Below are 17,148 nucleotides of genomic sequence, written 5' to 3'. Positions count from 1 at the left end.
GGTGCCGCCACGCAGAAAGGGACGGGTGTGAACGGACCCCTCATCGTCCAGTCCGACAAGACGCTCCTGCTCGAAGTCGATCACGAGCTGGCCGACGCCTGCCGCCGTGTGATCGCGCCCTTCGCCGAGCTGGAGCGGGCTCCCGAGCACATCCACACCTACCGCGTCACCCCTCTCGGCCTGTGGAACGCGCGGGCCGCCGGGCACGACGCGGAGCAGGTCGTGGACGCGCTCGTCGAGTTCAGCCGGTATCCGGTCCCGCACGCCCTGCTCGTGGACATCGCCGAGACGATGGACCGCTACGGCCGGCTCACGCTCAGCAAGCACCCCGCGCACGGTCTCGTCCTGACCACCACCGACCGGCCCGTCCTCGAAGAGGTGCTGCGCTCCAAGCGCGTCGCCCCGCTCGTCGGCCGGCGGATCGACGCCGACACGGTCGCCGTGCACCCCTCCGAGCGCGGGCAGATCAAGCAGACGCTGCTGAAGCTCGGCTGGCCGGCCGAGGACCTCGCGGGGTACGTCGACGGCGAGGCCCACGCCATCGACCTCGCGGAGGACGGCTGGGCGCTGCGGCCGTACCAGAAGCAGGCCGTGGAGAACTTCTGGCACGGCGGCTCCGGTGTCGTCGTCCTGCCCTGCGGCGCGGGCAAGACGCTGGTCGGGGCGGGTGCCATGGCGCAGGCCAAGGCGACCACGCTCATCCTCGTCACGAACACCGTCTCCGCCCGGCAGTGGAAGCACGAGCTGGTGAAGCGGACGTCGCTGACCGAGGAGGAGATCGGCGAGTACAGCGGTACGCGCAAGGAGATCCGCCCGGTCACCATCGCCACCTACCAGGTGCTGACGACCCGGCGGAAGGGTGTCTACCCGCACCTCGAACTCTTCGACTCCCGCGACTGGGGGCTCATCGTCTACGACGAGGTGCACCTGCTGCCCGCGCCCGTCTTCAAGTTCACCGCCGACCTCCAGGCCCGGCGCCGGCTGGGACTGACCGCGACCCTCGTCCGGGAGGACGGCCGCGAGTCGGACGTGTTCTCCCTCATCGGCCCCAAGCGGTTCGACGCTCCGTGGAAGGAGATCGAGGCGCAGGGCTACATCGCGCCCGCCGACTGCGTCGAGGTGCGGGTGAACCTCACGGACGCGGAGCGCATCGCGTACGCGACGGCCGAGACGGAGGAGAAGTACCGCTTCTGCGCCACCACGGCGACCAAGCGGAAGGTGACGGAGGCGCTGGTCCGGAAGTTCGCGGGCCAGCAGATCCTGGTGATCGGCCAGTACATCGACCAGCTCGACGAGCTGGGTGAGCACCTGAACGCGCCCGTCATCAAGGGTGAGACCAGCAACGCGCAGCGGGAGAAGCTGTTCGACGCGTTCCGTCAGGGCGAGATCAGTGTGCTCGTGGTGTCCAAGGTCGCGAACTTCTCCATCGACCTGCCGGAGGCCACGGTCGCCATCCAGGTCTCGGGCACCTTCGGGTCCCGCCAGGAGGAGGCGCAGCGCCTCGGCCGGGTCCTGCGGCCGAAGGCCGACGGCCACCAGGCGCACTTCTACTCCGTGGTCGCCCGGGACACCATCGACCAGGACTTCGCGGCGCACCGCCAGCGCTTCCTGGCGGAGCAGGGGTACGCGTACCGGATCCTGGACGCCGACGATCTGCTGACCGACAGCGGAAGCTGACGGCGGCCGGCCGGCGGCGCCCGCGACCGGCGGTCACGGGGGTCGGGCACGGCCGGGCGGGGTGCGGCGGGGTCAGCGGCGGCGGACGCCGGCTTCCTCGCCGTACTCGCCGAGCAGGACGACGTCGAACGCGGCGCCCGCGAAGACCTTCACGGCCCGCAGGGCGTCGCCGAAGCGGTGGCGGTGGTGGGCGGAGGTGACGGCCGTCGCCCCGCGGGCGGCGGCGCCGGGACGGGCAGGGCCTGGGGTGAAAGTGGCTGCACTCATATCTCCATGGTGCGATCCCCGGCCCCGAACGGCGTCGGTCTTCCGACCGAACCTGGGCGCCCCCCGGGTCCACCCCCGGTGCCGCCCGCCGTACACCTCACGACGGACACCGACCCCTAGGGGCGGCGGGCCCCGACCCTGACGCGAGACGAGCCGCCGGCCGTCCGCCACCGCGGCGGGACACCGGGAGCCGGAAAAACCCATTGGCACGGGCATCCGTCCCTCATCTAGAATCTCCGCTCTTGCCCGCCTCCCTTCGCGGAGTGCCGCCGTCCGGCCGGAAACCGGACGGCATCCGGAATCGCGCACGGATTCCGCAGAGATCCAGGCCCGAACCGCCCGGATCGTCTGGTCCGAGTCAGCCGCATCACTCCCGCAGCAGGTCCCCGGAGGCAATTCCCTGTGTCCACCCTGTCCGACGGTCCGTCCGGCGCACCGTCCGAAGCCGGCGATCCCCTCTCCCGCGAACGTTCCCACCTCGGCCTGTCCCGTTCGGCGCTCCGCGCGATGCGCGAGGACGCGGAGAACCTCGACATCCGCGACGTCACCGCGAACTGGGTGAACGCCGAGGTCCTGCACCGGCAGATCGGCGAGCGCATCAAAGCCCTCGCCGACCTCAGCCACACCCCGCTCTTCTTCGGGCGCCTCGACTACCTGCACGCGCCGGGCGCCGACCGGGCCGAGGGCGCGGAGGGCGAGCGGTTCTACATCGGGCGCCGGCACGTGCACGACGCCGAGGGCGACCCGATGGTCATCGACTGGCGCGCGCCGGTCTCGCAGCCGTTCTACCGGGCCTCGAAGAAGGACCCGATGGACGTCGGGCTGCGCCGCCGCTTCGGCTACACCGGCGGCGACCTCACCGCCTACGAGGACGAGCACCTCTCCGACCCGGCCGAGGCGGCGGCCACCAGCAAGCTGCTCCAGCAGGAGATCGAGCGCCCGCGCGTCGGCCCGATGCGCGACATCGTGGCGACCATCCAGCCCGAGCAGGACGAGATCGTACGATCCGGGCTGTCCGGCTCGGTCTGTGTGCAGGGCGGCCCCGGCACCGGGAAGACCGCCGTCGGCCTGCACCGGGTCGCGTATCTGCTGTACGCGCACCGGGACCGGCTGGCCCGCACCGGCACCCTGGTGATCGGCCCGAACAAGTCCTTCCTGCACTACATCGAGCAGGTGCTGCCCGCGCTCGGCGAGCTGGAGGTCCGGCAGGCGACCGTCGACGACCTCGTGGCCCATGTCGAGGTGCGCGGCGGCGACGACGCGCCGGCCGCGGTGATCAAGGGCGACGCGCGGATGGCGGAGGTGCTGCGCCGGGCCGTCCGCTCGCACGTGACGCTGCCGACCGAGCCGGTGATGGTCGTCCGGGGCTCCCGGCGCTGGCGGGTTGCGGCGTACGAACTGGATGAGATCGTCCGGGAGTTGCTCGCCCGGGACATCCGGTACGGCGCCGCGCACGAGGCCCTTCCGCAGCGCATCGCGCACGCCGTGCTGGTCCAGATGGAGCGCTCCGGGGAGGCGCCGGACGACCGGGTGCAGGACGCCGTCGCCCGCAATGCCGCGGTGAAGGCGGCGGTCAAGGCGATCTGGCCGCAGGTCGACCCGGCCAAGCTGGTGCTGCGGCTGCTGAGCGACGCGGACTTCCTCGCCGCGCACGCGGAGGGGCTGCTCGACGAGGCCGAGCAGAAGGAGATCCTCTGGGCGAAGCCGGTGCGCAGCGTGAAGTCCGCGAAGTGGTCGGCGGCCGACGCCGTGCTCGTCGACGAGGCCACCGACCTGGTGCGGCGCACGCACTCGCTCGGCCACGTGGTGCTCGACGAGGCGCAGGACCTCTCCCCGATGCAGTACCGGGCGGTGGGCCGGCGCTGCACGACGGGCTCGGCGACCGTGCTGGGCGACCTGGCGCAGGGGACCACTCCGTGGGCGACCCGCAGCTGGGCGGAGGCGCTCGGGCATCTGGGCAAGGGGGACGCCGTGGTGGAGGAGCTGACGGCGGGTTTCCGTGTCCCCACGGACGTCATCACGTACGCGTCCCGGCTGCTGCCGCACATCGCGCCCGGTCTCGCGCCGGTCGCCTCCGTGCGGGAGAACCCCGGCTTCTTCGAGGTCCGGGCGGCCACCGGGGACGGTGAAGTGATGGACGCGGTCGAGGAGTTGCTGAGCCGTGAGGGCTCCACGGGGCTGATCGCCGCGGACGCCCGGATCCCGGCGCTCGCGCAGGCGCTGACAGCGGCCGGGCGGACGTATCTCGGTCCCGGCGAGGAGACCACGGCCGAGACCCGGCTGACCCTGGTGCCCGCCTCGCTCGCCAAGGGCCTGGAGTACGACTACGTGGTGCTCGACGAGCCGCGGGCCGTCGTCGACGGCGAACCCGACGAACGCACCGGCCTGCGCCGCCTGTACGTCTCCCTCACCCGAGCGGTCTCGGGCCTGATCGTGACACACGCGACCCCGCTGCCGGCAGAGCTGACCGCCTAGCCGGGGCGCGGCCCCCGGTAGGGGAAGGGCAGGGGCGGAGGGGGTGAAGGACTCCCCCCGCCCCGGGGCTACGCGTGCAGCGCCGCCCGCGCGTCGACGGCGGCCCGCCACTCCCGGACGGCGACGGCGGAGACGGGCCCGGTCCAGCCCAACGGCCGCGCGGCGCCGCCGATGTGGAAGGCGTCGACCCCGGCGGCGAGCAACTGGGGAACATGGTCGAGCCGGAGCCCGCCGCCGACCATGATCCGCTGCTCGTACCCCGGTTCACCGCACCGTGCCGCCTCGGCGACGAGAACGGAGAGTCCGTCGTCGACCCCGGTCGCGGACCCGGCGGTCAGATACCCGTCGAGGCCCGGAAGGCCGGCGAGCCGCTTGCGCAGGGCGTCCCGGTCGCCCGCCCGGTCGATCGCGCGGTGGAACGTCCAACGGCAGCCGTCGAGTTCGGCGACGATCCGCTCGACGGCGTCCAGGTCGGGACCCCCGCGCTGGTCCAGGAAGCCGAGCACGAACTCGTCGGCGCCCGCCGCCCGCAGCTCGCCCGCGGCCCGCACCAGCGCCTCGACGCCCCGCTCGCCCCCCGAGGCGAAGCCGTCCGACAGGCGCAGCATCACGCGCAGCGAGATGTCGACGGAGGCACGGATCCCGGCGAAGGTCTCCACCGGGGGCGTCAGCCCGTCGGCGGCCATGTCCGTGACCAGCTCCAGCCGGTCGGCTCCGCCGTCCTGAGCGGCGACCGCGTCCTCCACGCCGAGGGCGATCACCTCCAGGAGTGCGCTCTTCCGCTCGCTCATCGGACCTCTTCCTTGGGCGGCTACAGGTCTAGTCCAATCCCAAGAGTACGCGCGCGGGCGCGGGGGCGCGAGAAGCCCTGCCCGGTCCGAGGGTTTTCCCCCTCCGCCCGGTCCGTGCCCGCCCACGCACCGCCCCGCACCCCGCGCGCCGCCCGTCACTCACCCGCCGCTCACCCGAACAGGTTCAGCTCCGCCTCCTCGGCCCCGACCAGCTCGTACGCGTCCGCCCGGGGAACCGGACGGCCCGCGTACAGCCGTACGAGCGTCGCCGCGTCGCCGATGTAGCGGGCCGGGGGCCGGTCGCCGGGGACACCGCCCAGGCGCAGCGGGTCGTCGAGGTGGTCGAGGTCGGCGTGCAGCGGCAGCCGGTCCCGGTCCCGGCTGACCCGGGCGAGGAGGGTGAGGGCGTGCGGAAGTCCCGCGCCCTCGTAGGCGCCCGGTTCGCCGAGGGCCTCCCGTACGTCCCCGGCGTGCACCCACTCTCCGAGCGCGACCGCGTCGAGGGCGCCGTCGGACCGGGCGATCGCCGCGCCCGCCTCGGTCATCCCGCGCTCCAGCTCGTCGAGGACCCGGGCGGTCGGCCAGTCGCCGCGCTCGGCGATGTCACGGTCGTTGGCCTCGGGGCTGAACACCCCCCGTTCGAAACGGCTCTCGACGACCCGGGACAGCGCGGCCGAGCAGTGCGCCAGCACGTCCCGCACCGTCCAGGCCGGGCACCCCGCGGTCGGCAGCGCGAAGTCCCCTTCGGGCCTGGCCCGCAGCAGCGGGATCAGCGCGTCGCGCTCGGTGCGCAGGAGCAGGCCGGGCAGGTCCGGGTCCCGTACGTCGTGTGCGTCTCCAGGAATCATGGGTCCACCGTAGGAAGGGACGGGGCGCGGGGCGAGGAGAATGGCGGGATGACGGCAGAGAGCAACCGCGGGGCGGGACACGAGAGCCACAGGCATCCGGCCCGTGCGGACCTGGCGCGGCGCTGGGCGGAGACCGTACGGGCCGCCCGCGACGGCGCGGACGGTCCGGGACCCTCCCCGGAGCCCTACGCGGAGAACCTCCTGGACCGGTGGGCCGAGCCGCAGCGCAGGTACCACACCACGGACCACCTCCTCGCGGTCCTCGACCGCGTCGACGTGCTGGAGGCGCACGGGGAGCGGCCGGCGGACCCGGCCGCGGTGCGCCTCGCGGCGTGGTTCCACGACGCCGTGTACCTGCCGGACCGCTCCGAGAACGAGGAGCGGTCGGCGCGGCTGGCCGAGCGCGCTCTGGCCGAGCTGGGCGTCGGCGCCGAGCGCACCGCCGAGGTGGTCCGGCTGGTCCGGCTGACCGTCTCGCACGACCCCGCCGACGGCGACGGCGACGGCGCCGTGCTGTGCGACGCCGACCTGGCGATCCTGGCCTCACCGCCGGCCGCGTACGCCGCCTACGCCGCGGCCGTCCGTGAGGAGTACGGCTTCGTCCCCGACGACGCCTTCCGGGCGGGCCGGGCGGCCGTCCTGCGTCAACTCCTCGACCTGCCCAGGCTGTTCAGGACGTCGTACGGCGAGCGGGTGTGGGCCGGGCCCGCCCGGCGGAACCTCACGGACGAGCTGGCGGCACTGACGAAGGCGCCCTGACCCCGTCCCGCCATCCGGAACGTGCGGGAAACGGGTTCGACGGCGGGCGCCGGAAGCCGTACGAAGGAGGCATGCCTCCGAGCCGCGGTTCCCTGAAGCCGGACATACCCGCCACCGGTCCCGCCGGTGCCCGCCCCCGTATGCCGCTGTCCGTCTACATCCTCGCCCTGTCCGTCTTCGCCCTCGGCACCAGCGAGTTCATGCTGTCCGGGCTGCTGCCGCCCGTCGCGGAGGACCTGGGCGTGACCATCCCGCAGGCCGGTCTGCTGATCTCGGCGTTCGCGATCGGCATGGTCGTCGGGGCGCCGCTGCTCGCCGTCGCGACCCTGCGGCTGCCGCGCCGGGCCACCCTGGTCGCGCTGATCGCGGTGTTCGGGCTCGGGCAGGTCGCCGGTGCCCTCGCGCCCACGTACGCCGTGCTGTTCGCCTCCCGGGTGGTCAGCGCGCTGGCCTGCGCCGGTTTCTGGGCGGTCGGAGCGGCCGTCGCCGTCGCGATGGTGCCGGCGACCTCACGGGCCCGGGCGCTCGCCGTGATGATCGGCGGTCTGTCGGTCGCGAACGTCCTCGGCGTGCCCGCCGGGGCGTTCCTCGGCGAGGGGCTGGGCTGGCGGGCCGCGTTCTGGGCCGTCGGCGCCGCGTCCGCGATCGCCCTCGCCGGCATCGTGACCCTGGTGCCGGCCCTTCCCCGCCCGGCCGAACGGCCGCGCCTGACACGGGAGATGGGCATCTACCGCGACCGGCGGGTCTGGCTGTCCATCGGCACGATCGCACTCGCCGCGGCCGGTGTCTTCTGCGCGTTCAGCTACCTCGCCCCGCTGCTCACCGATGTCGCCGGCCTCGACGACGGCTGGGTGCCGACCGTGCTGGCGCTGTTCGGGGTGGGCGCGCTCCTCGGGACGGCGATCGGCGGGCGGTTCGCCGACGCGCACCTGTTCCGGGTGCTGATCACCGGGATGGCGGCGGACACGGTCGTGCTCGTCGCGTTCGCCCTCCTCGGGCGGTACGCCGTCGCGGCGGTCCTGCTCTCCTTCCTCCTCGGCGTCGCCTGCTTCTGCACCGCCCCGGCCCTGAACGCGCGGATGTTCAACGTGGCCGCCGCCGCTCCGACCCTGGCCGCGGCCACCACCACCGCCGCCTTCAACCTGGGCAACACCGCCGGGCCCTGGCTCGGCGGGGCGGTCATCGACGCGGGCCTCGGCTACGGGGCGACCGCCTGGGCGGGCGCGGCCCTGACCACGGCGGCCATCGCCCTGGCCGTCGTCTCGCTGCGCCTGCAGCGCCGGACGCCGGGATCACGGATCGTCGGAACCGGGGGCGCGACGGCCGATCCCGTGTGTTCCGAAGCGTGATCCGTCCTATCCTCGGCCGCATGGGAGACACGGGTGGGGACCAGGTGGAGGCAGCCGTCCGGGACTGTGCCGCGCTGCTGCGGCCGGCGGCCGGACTGGACTGGGAGGTCGGGGCGGGAGGTCTGGAGTGGAGCTGCCGGCGGACCGCCGAGCACATCGCGAGTGATCTCGTGGCGTACGCGGGGCAGTTGGCGGGCCGGGCCACGACGGCCTACGTGCCGTTCGAGATCACGCTGGACGACGGCACCGACAACGCGGGGGCCGTCGACGTGATCGAGGCGACCGGCGGGCTGCTCGCCGCCGCCGTGCGCACGACCCCGCGCGAGGTGCGGGCCTTCCACCCGTTCCCGTTCCGCAGCGCGAACCGCGAGGGCTTCGCCGCGATGGGCGTCGCGGAGGTCCTGCTGCACACCCACGACATCGCCGAGGGCCTCGCCCTCGCCTACCGGCCGCCGGCCGAGCTGTGCACCTGGGTCCTGACCCGGATCTTCCCGCACGTCCGGCCCGAACCGGGCGCCCCCTGGAACACCCTCCTGTGGGCCACCGGACGGGCCGACCTGCCCGGCCGCGCCCCGGTCGCCGAGTGGCGCTGGCGCAACAACCTGGTCATCGACGCCGAGCGGCTCACGCTCCAGGGCGTCACCCCGGCGGCCGCCGCCGACCTCCGCGCGGGCGGCACCGGCGGCTTCGCGTGGATCGAGGGCGGCCCGTTCGAGGGCACGCGGGACGCCGCGGGCATGGTGGTGAAGGCGTACGAGGCGGGGACGCACCGGCCCGAGTGGGGCATGTTCGTGCTCGTGCGGCGCGAGGACGGGCTGGCGGTCGGAGGGATCGGCTTCCACGGGGTGCCCGACGAGGAGGGGCGCGCCGAGGTGGGCTACGACCTCGCGGAGACCGCGCGCGGCCGGGGTTACGCGACCGAGGCGCTGTGCGCCCTCGCGGAGCACGCCCTGGCCCGCGACGACGTGAAGCTCCTGTTCGCGGCCATCGAGCAGGACAACGCCCCCTCCCAGCGGGTGATCGCGCGGGCCGGGTTCACCCGGGTGAGCGAGGACGAGGAACGGGCGGCGTACGAACTGCACGACCTGGAGGCGTCGTTGCGGCTGTACGTCCGCGAGAGCTGACCGGGCCGCTCGCTCCACGGCGGTGGGACGCGGCGGGCGGCACTCCCGGCCGGAGCGGGCCGGGACCGGTCAGCCGGCCGGGTGCTTGCGCCGCCGCAGTCCCGCCCCGTGCAGCAGCCGCACCACCTCGCGGCTGCTGACCTCGACGGCCCCCGCGTCCACGGCGGCGGCGTAGCGGTGCGAGGGGATGTCGTAGTGGTCGCGCTCGAAGGCGCGGCGGGGTGCGCCCAGCGTCGCGGCGAAGGCGTGGAGTTCGTCGTAGGAGACGTCGCTGATCAGGTGGGACCACACCCGGCCGTGGCCCGGCCAGGTGGGCGGGTCGATGTAGACGGTCACGCGGGGGCCGTGCCGGTCGCCGAACCGAGCGATCCCACCGGGGAGACCTTCACGCCCGCCTGGTGGCACACCCAGTGCGGGTCGGGTCCCAGCTCGGGCTCGACCTCCAGGGCGTGCGGGTCGCCGCTGCCGCAGACCGGGCAGAGCGGCCAGCGCCCGTGCCGCTCCAGGAGCGCGTCCTGCACGTCCTGGGCGACGAGCCCGGCGACGAATCCGGCGCCCTCCGGCCACTGCTCGACCCACCAGCGGCGCTGCACGACCGAGTCCTCGACGAGGGAGACGACGTCCGCCTGGGCGACCTGGCCCGCGATCAGGTCGGCGAGCACACGGGCACGGGCCGCGTGGAGCGCCTGTTCCAGAGGGCTGAGGGGGCTGTCGCTGGGGTCCATGCCCCCCATTGTGCGCACCCTTGACCGTATGCCCCAAAGGAAAATATCTTTCATCATGTGACCCAGAACGTGAAGGAAATTTTCGCGGGCGAGGCTCCGCCCGCCCCTGCCGCCCTCGCGGCCAAGGTGCGGACCCTCGCGCCCTCGATGACGCGCTCCATGCAGCGGGTCGCCGAGGCCGTCGCCGGTGATCCGGCCGGCTGCGCGGCCCTCACGGTCACCGGGCTCGCCGAACTCACCGGCACCAGCGAGGCGACCGTCGTGCGCACGGCCCGCCTCCTCGGCTATCCGGGCTACCGGGACCTACGCCTCGCGCTCGCCGGGCTCGCCGCCCAGCAGCAGTCGGGCCGGGCTCCTGCGGTCACCGCCGACATCGCGGTCGACGACCCCATCGCCGACGTCGTCGCGAAGCTCGCCTACGACGAGCAGCAGACCCTCGCCGACACCGCCGCCTCGCTGGACACCGTGCAGCTCGGCGCGGCCGTCGCCGCCATCGCGGCCGCCCGCCGCATCGACATCTACGGCGTCGGCGCCTCCGGCCTGGTCGCGCAGGACCTCTTCCAGAAGCTCATGCGGATCGGGCTGATAGCCAACGCGCACAGCGACCCGCACCTCGCGGTGACCAACGCGGTGCAGCTGCGCGCGAAGGACGTGGCGATCGCCATCACCCACTCCGGTTCGACCGGCGACGTCATCGAACCGCTCCGGGTCGCCTTCGAGCACGGGGCGACGACGATCGCGATCACCGGGCGTCCCGGCGGACCGGTCACGCAGTACGCCGACCACATCCTCACCACCTCCACCGCCCGCGAGAGCGAGCTGCGGCCCGCGGCCATGTCGTCGCGCACCAGCCAGCTCCTCGTGGTGGACTGCCTGTTCGTGGGGGTCGCCCAGCGCACCTACGAGACGGCGGCACCCGCGCTGTCCGCCTCCTACGAGGCCCTGGCGCACCGCCATACTCCGCGCGGCGGCCGATAGCCGCCTCGCGGGACACAAAACCGGGGGACTTGATTCAGCAGGGAGACTGCGGTCCGTGGGCGGCCTGACGCCACCCGCGTGACGGTGCCGTACGTCGTCCCGCCCGCGCCCCTCTCCGGGCGCGGTACGACACCTCACCGGAAAGAGCCGCTCCCGTCATGACCTCCCTGCCCAACTACGGCGATCTTCGAGCAGAGTTGGAGACGCTGACCACCGAGGCGTTCCGCCCCGAACTGTCCGAGATCGACCGGCTGCCCACGCTGGAGATCGCCCGGCTGATGAACGGGGAGGACGCGACGGTGCCGACCGCCGTCGCCGCGCAGCTCCCCCTCATCGCCGCCGCGATCGACGGCATCGCGGAGCGCATGGCCCGCGGTGGGCGCCTGGTCTACGCCGGCGCCGGTACCGCGGGCCGCCTCGGTGTGCTCGACGCCTCCGAGTGCCCGCCCACCTTCAACACCGACCCCACCCGGGTCGTCGGCCTGATCGCGGGCGGCCCCACCGCCCTGTCCACCTCGATCGAGGGCGCCGAGGACTCCAAGGAGCTGGCCGCCGCCGACCTCGACGCGCTCGCGCTGACCGCCGACGACACGGTGGTCGGCGTCTCCGCCTCCGGCCGCACCCCCTACGCGGTGGGCGCGGTCGAGCACGCCCGCTCGCACGGCGCGCTGACGGTCGGCCTGTCGTGCAACGCGCACAGCCCGCTCGCGGCCGCCGCCGACCACGGCATCGAGGTCGTGGTGGGCCCCGAACTGCTCACCGGTTCCACCCGGCTGAAGTCGGGCACCGCCCAGAAGCTCGTGCTGAACATGCTGTCGACGATCACGATGATCCGGCTCGGCAAGACGTACGGGAACCTGATGGTCGACGTACGGGCCTCGAACGAGAAGCTGCGGGCCCGCTCCCGGCGGATCGTCGCGCTCGCGACCGGTGCCTCGGACGAGGAGATCGAGCAGGCGCTCGCCGCCACCGACGGCGAGGTGAAGAACGCGATCCTGACGATCCTCGGCGCGGTGGACGGGCCGACCGCCGCCCGCCTTCTGGAGGAGAGCCAGGGCCATCTGCGTGCCGCGCTGGCGAAGGCGTCCGGCTGAGCAGCACGCTCGGGGAGTGCGTACACCGGACTCCACCACAGCCGCCGCGATCCTCCCCCTGGTGGGCGGCCCCGCGAACGTCCTCACCGTCGCCCACTGCATGACCCGGCTCCGGCTGGGTCTGCGGGACCGGGGCCTGGTCGACGAGGGCGCCCTGCGGGCGCTGCCCGCCGTCCTCGGCGTCGTCGCGGACGACGACAGCTACCAGATCGTGCTGGGCCCCGGCACGGTCGCCCGGGTGACCCCGGAGTTCGAGGCACTGCTGACCCCCATGGCCGAGCGTCTCGCGCTGCGCGGCGCCGAACTGAAGGCCGACCGGACCCGGCGCAACGCGACGCCCCTCAAGCTGCTGCTGCGCCGGGTCGCGGACATCTTCGTGCCGCTGATCCCGGCGCTGATCGGCTGCGGGGTGATCGCGGGCCTGAACGGCCTGCTCGTCAACCTCGGTGTGCTGACCGGCATCACGCCCGCCCTCGCCGCGATCGCCGGCGGCTTCATGGCGCTGATCGCCGTCTTCGTCGGCTACAACACCGCCAAGGAGTTCGGCGGGACCCCGATCCTGGGCGGCGCGGTGGCGGCGGTCGTCGTCTACGCGGGCGTCGCCAAGGTGACCGTGTTCGGCATGACCCTCGCCCCCGGCCAGGGCGGCGTCCTAGGGGCACTGGCCGCCGCCGTCCTCGGCACGTACGTCGAGAAGTGGTGCCGCCGCTGGGTCCCGACCGCCCTGGACGTCCTCGTCACCCCGACCCTGACCGTGCTGCTGACCGGCCTGGTGACGCTGTACGCCCTGATGTACGCGGCCGGTGAGCTGTCCTCCGCCATCGGGACGGCCGCGAACTGGCTCCTCTCCACCACCGGCGCGTTCGCCGGCCTCGTCCTCGGCGCCCTGTTCCTGCCGCTGGTGATGCTCGGCCTGCACCAAGCCCTCATCCCCATCCACACCACGCTCATCGAGCAGCAGGGGTACACCGTGCTGCTGCCCGTCCTCGCCATGGCGGGCGCGGGCCAGGTGGGCGCCGCCCTCGCCGTGTACGTGCGGCTGCGCCACGACACCTCGCTGCGCACGACGATCCGCTCCGCGCTGCCCGCCGGTCTCCTCGGCGTCGGCGAGCCCCTCATCTACGGCGTCTCGCTCCCCCTCGGCCGCCCCTTCCTCACCGCCTGCGCGGGCGGAGCGGCGGGCGGCGCCTTCATCGGCTTCTTCTCGATGCTCGGCGACCGGGTCGGCTCGACCGCCATCGGCCCCTCCGGCTGGGCCCTGTTCCCGCTGCTGTCCGGCAACCGCGGGCTCGGCCTGACCGCGGCGATCTACGCGGGCGGCCTGCTGACCGGGTACGCCGTCGGCTTCGCGGCCACCTACTTCTTCGGCCTGGACCACAGGACACGCGTCCCGAGCCCGGAACCGGCCGCCGCGTAGCCGTACTGTCGGCGGCGCGTGCGACGCTGGGACCATGAACCACGCACAGCTGACCGCCCTCGGGCGCGCCCTGCGGGTGCTCGGGGAGCACGGCGACGCCCTGAACGCCGACACCCCCGACGCCAAGCTGCACGAGGTCAAGGCGGACCTGAAGCGGGCCCTGGACCTGCTGGAGGAGACGGTGACGACGGCGGCGCCGACCACCCGCTGCTCGGAGCATCCGAACGGCCCCGTGGACGAGAGCGCACCCGACCGCTGCCTGCTCTGCGAGACCCGCCGCCGCGCCGCCCGCCGCACCGAGGTCAACGACGCGTACACGCACGTCCGGACGCCCGCGCCGGACGAGATGCCCGAGCGGGCCATGTCCCGGTACGGGGTCCGGGGCGACCGCCCCCAGCCGCAGCAGCGCTGGCTCCCCGAGGTGTGGACCGGCCAGGAGTGGCACCTGTGCGGCACCCCGCGCCGCGACCGGCACGAGGCCGAGCGCTACCTCGCCGCCGAGCGCCGCACCCCCCGCCCCGGCATGGCCTACCGCCTCGTCCACGAGTTCACCGACTACGAGGTGCTCCGCATCTGGGGCACCCCGGTGAAGGTCGACATCGAGCCCATGGGCAACCTCTAGCGTCCGGCGACGGGCCCGGAGGTCCCCTCACCGGTGACCACCCGGGCCGGTCCCTCACGGCAGCCGCGTCTCCGCGTTGAGCCGCCGCACCCGTGCCCGCAGCAGGTCCCCCGGCGACGGCTCCCCGAGGCACTCCGGCGGACAGTCCCACTCGCGCCCGCCGCCCGGCGGCCGCAGCTGGACCAGCCCGCCCTCGCGTCCCATCACCTGCCCGAGCCGGCCGTCCCGCTCGTCGACCGCGTACTCCTCGCTCACGCGCCGCCGCCCTCGCCCGTGCCGCCGCACGCGCGCAGCACCGCGGTCAGCTTCTGCGCGGTGCCGACGTTGCAGCGGCCGAGCGCGACCAGGGCGAACGGCTCGTCGCTCGCCCCGGTCACCGGATCGACCCGCAGCGACGGCAGCACCACGCCGACGCCGGTCAGCGCCGCCTTCAGCTCCGCCACGATCTCCTCCGTCGGCCGTACCCGGGTACCCGGAGTCATCTCCATCGGACCGTTCCCTCCACGCTGAGTGTTCGCTTTCACCACCCAGCGTGGCCATCACCCCTCTAACCTGGCCAGAGTCTGCGTCTCAACAACCCCACCTGTGTGACAGGGAGTTGCCATGCCCGGACCGAAGGACCTCGACCCCTCCTCCTCGCCCCGCGCGATGATCGGCGCGGAGTTGCGGTACGCCCGCGAGAACGCGGGGCTCTCCCAGGCGGAGCTGGGCGAACCCCTCTTCGTGAGCGGCTCGTTCATCGGCCAGCTGGAGGCGGGGACGCGGCGGCTGCATCTCGAATACGCGGTCCAGATAGACGAGATCCTGAACACGAAGGGGTTCTTCGAGCGCAACTGCCGGGCGCTGGCCCGGTCCAAGTACCCGGACCACTTCGCAGAGGCGGCGGAGGCGGAGGCGGTTGCTTCGGCGATCAGGGAGTACGCGCCGACGCTGATTCCCGGCTTGTTGCAAACCAGGGCGTATGCGCAGGCGATGTTCCGCCGAGGGCGACCGACGGCAAAGGAAGAGGTCATCGAAGAGCTGGTCGCCGCTCGGCTGGAGCGCGCACACCTCCTCGACGATCCAACAAGCCCGTTGTTGTGGACGGTCCTTGACGAGGCTGTACTTCGCCGGATGGTGGGAGCGGGGCCGATCATGGCTGAGGCCCTGTGTCACATCGCCACGCTCGCCAGGGAGCACCGGGTCATCGTGCAAGTGCTGCCGTTCACAGCTGGAGCGCACATGGCCATGGAGGGCTCCCTCAAGCTGATGACCTTCGACGCGGCACCGCCCCTGGCCTACCTACAGGGGCTGGGCACAGGCCGGTTGGAGGACGACTCGGCCACGGTGGCCCACCACGATCTGACCTTCCACCTGCTCGCGGCCGACGCCCTCTCACCGCAGGAATCGCTGGCCCTGATCGACTCGGTGGCGGAGGATTACGCGCATGAGGAACAGCCCTGAATACGACCTGAGCCACGCCACTTGGCAGAAGTCCACGTACAGCGGAGCCAGCGGCGGGGACTGCCTGGAGGTCGCCGAAGGTCACCCCACCCTCGTCCCCGTGCGGGATTCCAAGAACCTGGGCCCCGTGATCGCCTTCGGCGCCTCCGCGTGGGCCGTGTTCGTCGGGCACGTCGGCGCCGAGGGCTGACCGGAGCGGGCCAAAGAAAAAGAGGCGGCGCCCGCGTCACAGCGGGCGCCGCCCCTTCAGGCAGGCTCGGACTAGCTGAGCGTCTTCAGCGCAGCGGCGTCGTACGGCTTCAGCTCGTCGAAGCGGCCGGCCAGCACCTTGGCGGCCCACTCCGGGTCCTGGAGCAGCGCGCGGCCGATGGCGACGAGGTCGAACTCGTCGCGCTCCAGGCGGTCGAGGAGGTCGTCGATGCCGCGCACCGACGAACCCTCGCCCTGGAAGGCCTTGAGGAACTCGCCGTCCAGGCCGACGGAGCCGACGCTGATGGCGGGCTTGCCGGTGATCTTCTTCGTCCAGCCGGCGAGGTTCAGCTCCGAGCCGTCGAACTCGGGCACCCAGTAGCGGCGGGTGGAGGCGTGGAAGGCGTCGACTCCGGCCGCGGCGAGCGGGGCGAGGATCGCCTCCAGCTCCTCCGGGGTCTCCGCGAGGCGGGCGTCGTACGCCTGCTGCTTCCACTGCGAGTAGCGGAAGAGGACGGGGAACTCGGGCGAGACGGCGGCGCGGACCGCGGCGACGATCTCGGCGGAGAACTTGGTGCGGGCGACCGGGTCGCCGCCGTAGGCGTCGGTGCGGCGGTTGGTGCCGGCCCAGAAGAACTGGTCGAGCAGGTAGCCGTGGGCGCCGTGCAGCTCGACTCCGTCGAAGCCGATGCGCTCGGCCTCGGCGGCAGCCTTGGCGAACGCCTCGATGACGTCGTCGAGGTCCTGCTGGGTCATGGCCTTGCCGGTGACCTCGGCACCCTCGGAGGTGACGCCGGAGGGACCGACGGCGGGGGCGTCGGCGAAGGGCGGCTCACCGGCCTTGCGGACCATGCCGATGTGCCAGAGCTGCGGGACGATCGTGCCGCCGGCCGCGTGCACGGCGTCGGCGACGTTCTTCCAGCCGGCGAGCTGGTCCTCGCCGTGGAAGCGCGGCACGCTGTCGCTCTGGCCCGCCGAGTCGTGGCCCACGTAGGTGCCCTCGGTGACGATGAGGCCGACACCCGCCGCGGCACGCCGCGCGTAGTAGCCGACGACGTCCTCCCCCGGTACGCCGCCCGGCGAGAACATCCGGGTCATCGGGGCCATCGCGATCCGGTTCGGGACGGTCAGACCGTTCACGGACACGGGGCGGGCAAGGATGTCGGCGGCGCGGGACGCGGCGTCTGTCATGTGGGGGCTCCTCGGAGAGCTCGTCGGTGGCACGTCGGGCGTTCTGCGGGGGCGGAGGATCCCACACGGTATGTGCGCGTGCATCGACTGCCCGTCAGCGTCAACCACGACATCCGGCACCGCATTCCGGCGGGCCCGCGCGGGCCCGTGTGATCCGGGCCACGCCCGCACCGCCGCGGGCCCGCTCGGCCACGGGCGG

19 protein-coding genes are annotated in these 17,148 nt (G+C 73.4%); 11 read left to right on the top strand and 8 right to left on the bottom strand.

Going from position 1 to position 17,148, the window contains the following annotated elements; genetic code table 11:
* The first annotated feature begins 27 nt into the window (after nucleotides 1–27).
* On the top strand, nucleotides 28–1,677 hold the full coding sequence (locus OG406_RS22385) for a DNA repair helicase XPB (RefSeq protein WP_164372094.1): 1,650 nt from the start codon (nucleotides 28–30) through the stop codon (nucleotides 1,675–1,677).
* A 72-nt stretch (nucleotides 1,678–1,749) separates the two neighbouring features.
* Here the strand turns inward: OG406_RS22385 and OG406_RS22380 are convergent, their stop codons facing one another.
* Complete coding sequence (locus OG406_RS22380) at nucleotides 1,750–1,944, bottom strand: hypothetical protein (protein WP_081217913.1); 195 nt, start codon at nucleotides 1,942–1,944, stop codon at nucleotides 1,750–1,752.
* A 507-nt stretch (nucleotides 1,945–2,451) separates the two neighbouring features.
* Here OG406_RS22380 and OG406_RS22375 point away from each other — a divergent pair.
* The gene (locus OG406_RS22375) at nucleotides 2,452–4,419 is read left to right on the top strand and encodes a HelD family protein (RefSeq protein ID WP_443067146.1); all 1,968 of its coding nucleotides are present in this window, start codon (nucleotides 2,452–2,454) and stop codon (nucleotides 4,417–4,419) included.
* Nucleotides 4,420–4,487: 68 nt separating this feature from the next.
* Here OG406_RS22375 and OG406_RS22370 read toward each other — a convergent pair whose 3' ends face one another.
* Nucleotides 4,488–5,210, bottom strand: a complete 723-nt coding sequence (locus OG406_RS22370) for a copper homeostasis protein CutC (protein ID WP_081217915.1) — start codon at nucleotides 5,208–5,210, stop codon at nucleotides 4,488–4,490.
* A 170-nt stretch (nucleotides 5,211–5,380) separates the two neighbouring features.
* The gene (locus tag OG406_RS22365; RefSeq protein WP_267051147.1) at nucleotides 5,381–6,058 is read right to left on the bottom strand and encodes a maleylpyruvate isomerase family mycothiol-dependent enzyme; all 678 of its coding nucleotides are present in this window, start codon (nucleotides 6,056–6,058) and stop codon (nucleotides 5,381–5,383) included.
* A 48-nt stretch (nucleotides 6,059–6,106) separates the two neighbouring features.
* Between OG406_RS22365 and OG406_RS22360 the strand changes: the two genes are divergently transcribed.
* The 3 genes from OG406_RS22360 (at nucleotide 6,107) to OG406_RS22350 (ending at nucleotide 9,290) form a co-directional block, all read left to right on the top strand.
* The gene (locus OG406_RS22360; RefSeq protein WP_267051148.1) at nucleotides 6,107–6,817 is read left to right on the top strand and encodes an HD domain-containing protein; all 711 of its coding nucleotides are present in this window, start codon (nucleotides 6,107–6,109) and stop codon (nucleotides 6,815–6,817) included.
* Nucleotides 6,818–6,957: 140 nt separating this feature from the next.
* Nucleotides 6,958–8,166, top strand: a complete 1,209-nt coding sequence (locus tag OG406_RS22355) for a Cmx/CmrA family chloramphenicol efflux MFS transporter (protein ID WP_329190924.1) — start codon at nucleotides 6,958–6,960, stop codon at nucleotides 8,164–8,166.
* A gap of 20 nt (nucleotides 8,167–8,186) precedes the next feature.
* Complete coding sequence (locus OG406_RS22350) at nucleotides 8,187–9,290, top strand: GNAT family N-acetyltransferase (protein ID WP_329187392.1); 1,104 nt, start codon at nucleotides 8,187–8,189, stop codon at nucleotides 9,288–9,290.
* A 69-nt stretch (nucleotides 9,291–9,359) separates the two neighbouring features.
* On the opposite strand, the gene OG406_RS22345 is transcribed toward OG406_RS22350, so the two are convergent.
* A complete protein-coding gene (locus OG406_RS22345; protein ID WP_081217919.1) occupies nucleotides 9,360–9,626 on the bottom strand; it encodes a DUF4031 domain-containing protein in 267 nt (88 codons plus the stop codon).
* Nucleotides 9,623–10,015, bottom strand: coding sequence for a hypothetical protein (locus tag OG406_RS22340; RefSeq protein ID WP_164372098.1), 393 nt, complete (start codon nucleotides 10,013–10,015; stop codon nucleotides 9,623–9,625). Before OG406_RS22340 ends, OG406_RS22345 begins: the two co-directional genes overlap by 4 nt.
* Nucleotides 10,016–10,072: 57 nt before the next feature.
* Here OG406_RS22340 and OG406_RS22335 point away from each other — a divergent pair, with 57 nt between their 5' ends.
* From OG406_RS22335 to OG406_RS22320, 4 genes are all read left to right on the top strand, one after another.
* On the top strand, nucleotides 10,073–10,993 hold the full coding sequence (locus OG406_RS22335) for a MurR/RpiR family transcriptional regulator (RefSeq protein ID WP_164372099.1): 921 nt from the start codon (nucleotides 10,073–10,075) through the stop codon (nucleotides 10,991–10,993).
* A 158-nt stretch (nucleotides 10,994–11,151) separates the two neighbouring features.
* Nucleotides 11,152–12,087 (top strand): N-acetylmuramic acid 6-phosphate etherase, encoded by a 936-nt coding sequence (gene murQ / locus OG406_RS22330; RefSeq protein ID WP_164372100.1) that lies wholly within the window; start codon nucleotides 11,152–11,154, stop codon nucleotides 12,085–12,087.
* 16 nt (nucleotides 12,088–12,103) lie between these two features.
* On the top strand, nucleotides 12,104–13,504 hold the full coding sequence (locus tag OG406_RS22325; RefSeq protein ID WP_329187388.1) for a PTS transporter subunit EIIC: 1,401 nt from the start codon (nucleotides 12,104–12,106) through the stop codon (nucleotides 13,502–13,504).
* Between the two features lie 34 nt (nucleotides 13,505–13,538).
* A complete protein-coding gene (locus OG406_RS22320; protein ID WP_266847871.1) occupies nucleotides 13,539–14,126 on the top strand; it encodes a hypothetical protein in 588 nt (195 codons plus the stop codon).
* Between the two features lie 54 nt (nucleotides 14,127–14,180).
* Here OG406_RS22320 and OG406_RS22315 read toward each other — a convergent pair whose 3' ends face one another.
* Both OG406_RS22315 and OG406_RS22310 read right to left on the bottom strand, forming a co-directional pair.
* Complete coding sequence (locus OG406_RS22315) at nucleotides 14,181–14,381, bottom strand: hypothetical protein (RefSeq protein WP_329191118.1); 201 nt, start codon at nucleotides 14,379–14,381, stop codon at nucleotides 14,181–14,183.
* Nucleotides 14,378–14,614 carry a hypothetical protein gene (locus OG406_RS22310; RefSeq protein ID WP_329187386.1) on the bottom strand — a complete coding sequence of 79 codons (237 nt, stop codon included), beginning with the start codon at nucleotides 14,612–14,614 and terminating at the stop codon, nucleotides 14,378–14,380. The genes OG406_RS22315 and OG406_RS22310 overlap by 4 nt, the downstream gene beginning before the upstream one ends.
* A 115-nt stretch (nucleotides 14,615–14,729) precedes the next feature.
* Here OG406_RS22310 and OG406_RS22305 point away from each other — a divergent pair, with 115 nt between their 5' ends.
* Complete coding sequence (locus tag OG406_RS22305) at nucleotides 14,730–15,569, top strand: helix-turn-helix domain-containing protein (protein ID WP_329187383.1); 840 nt, start codon at nucleotides 14,730–14,732, stop codon at nucleotides 15,567–15,569.
* Nucleotides 15,553–15,759 (top strand): DUF397 domain-containing protein, encoded by a 207-nt coding sequence (locus tag OG406_RS22300; protein WP_266614693.1) that lies wholly within the window; start codon nucleotides 15,553–15,555, stop codon nucleotides 15,757–15,759. Before OG406_RS22305 ends, OG406_RS22300 begins: the two co-directional genes overlap by 17 nt.
* A 71-nt stretch (nucleotides 15,760–15,830) precedes the next feature.
* Here OG406_RS22300 and OG406_RS22295 read toward each other — a convergent pair whose 3' ends face one another.
* Complete coding sequence (locus tag OG406_RS22295; protein ID WP_329187381.1) at nucleotides 15,831–16,949, bottom strand: NADH:flavin oxidoreductase; 1,119 nt, start codon at nucleotides 16,947–16,949, stop codon at nucleotides 15,831–15,833.
* Nucleotides 16,950–17,148: the final 199 nt, after the last annotated feature.

It is taken from the genome of Streptomyces sp. NBC_01428 (genome assembly GCF_036231965.1).
Classification (GTDB): Bacteria; Actinomycetota; Actinomycetes; order Streptomycetales; family Streptomycetaceae; genus Streptomyces.
This window is presented reverse-complemented; position numbering and strand designations above follow the sequence as displayed.

Excerpts from the sequence above, each read along its gene's own strand:
- OG406_RS22380 (WP_081217913.1), bottom strand. The coding sequence starts at position 1,944 with ATGAGTGCAGCCACTTTCACCCCAGGCCCTGCCCGTCCCGGCGCCGCC.
- OG406_RS22375 (WP_443067146.1), top strand. The coding sequence starts at position 2,452 with ATGCGCGAGGACGCGGAGAACCTCGACATCCGCGACGTCACCGCGAAC.
- OG406_RS22370 (WP_081217915.1), bottom strand. The coding sequence starts at position 5,210 with ATGAGCGAGCGGAAGAGCGCACTCCTGGAGGTGATCGCCCTCGGCGTG.
- OG406_RS22365 (WP_267051147.1), bottom strand. The coding sequence starts at position 6,058 with ATGATTCCTGGAGACGCACACGACGTACGGGACCCGGACCTGCCCGGC.
- OG406_RS22360 (WP_267051148.1), top strand. The coding sequence starts at position 6,107 with ATGACGGCAGAGAGCAACCGCGGGGCGGGACACGAGAGCCACAGGCAT.
- OG406_RS22355 (WP_329190924.1), top strand. The coding sequence starts at position 6,958 with ATGCCGCTGTCCGTCTACATCCTCGCCCTGTCCGTCTTCGCCCTCGGC.
- OG406_RS22350 (WP_329187392.1), top strand. The coding sequence starts at position 8,187 with ATGGGAGACACGGGTGGGGACCAGGTGGAGGCAGCCGTCCGGGACTGT.
- OG406_RS22340 (WP_164372098.1), bottom strand. The coding sequence starts at position 10,015 with ATGGACCCCAGCGACAGCCCCCTCAGCCCTCTGGAACAGGCGCTCCAC.
- murQ (WP_164372100.1), top strand. The coding sequence starts at position 11,152 with ATGACCTCCCTGCCCAACTACGGCGATCTTCGAGCAGAGTTGGAGACG.
- OG406_RS22320 (WP_266847871.1), top strand. The coding sequence starts at position 13,539 with ATGAACCACGCACAGCTGACCGCCCTCGGGCGCGCCCTGCGGGTGCTC.
- OG406_RS22310 (WP_329187386.1), bottom strand. The coding sequence starts at position 14,614 with ATGGAGATGACTCCGGGTACCCGGGTACGGCCGACGGAGGAGATCGTG.
- OG406_RS22305 (WP_329187383.1), top strand. The coding sequence starts at position 14,730 with ATGCCCGGACCGAAGGACCTCGACCCCTCCTCCTCGCCCCGCGCGATG.
- OG406_RS22300 (WP_266614693.1), top strand. The coding sequence starts at position 15,553 with ATGAGGAACAGCCCTGAATACGACCTGAGCCACGCCACTTGGCAGAAG.
- OG406_RS22295 (WP_329187381.1), bottom strand. The coding sequence starts at position 16,949 with ATGACAGACGCCGCGTCCCGCGCCGCCGACATCCTTGCCCGCCCCGTG.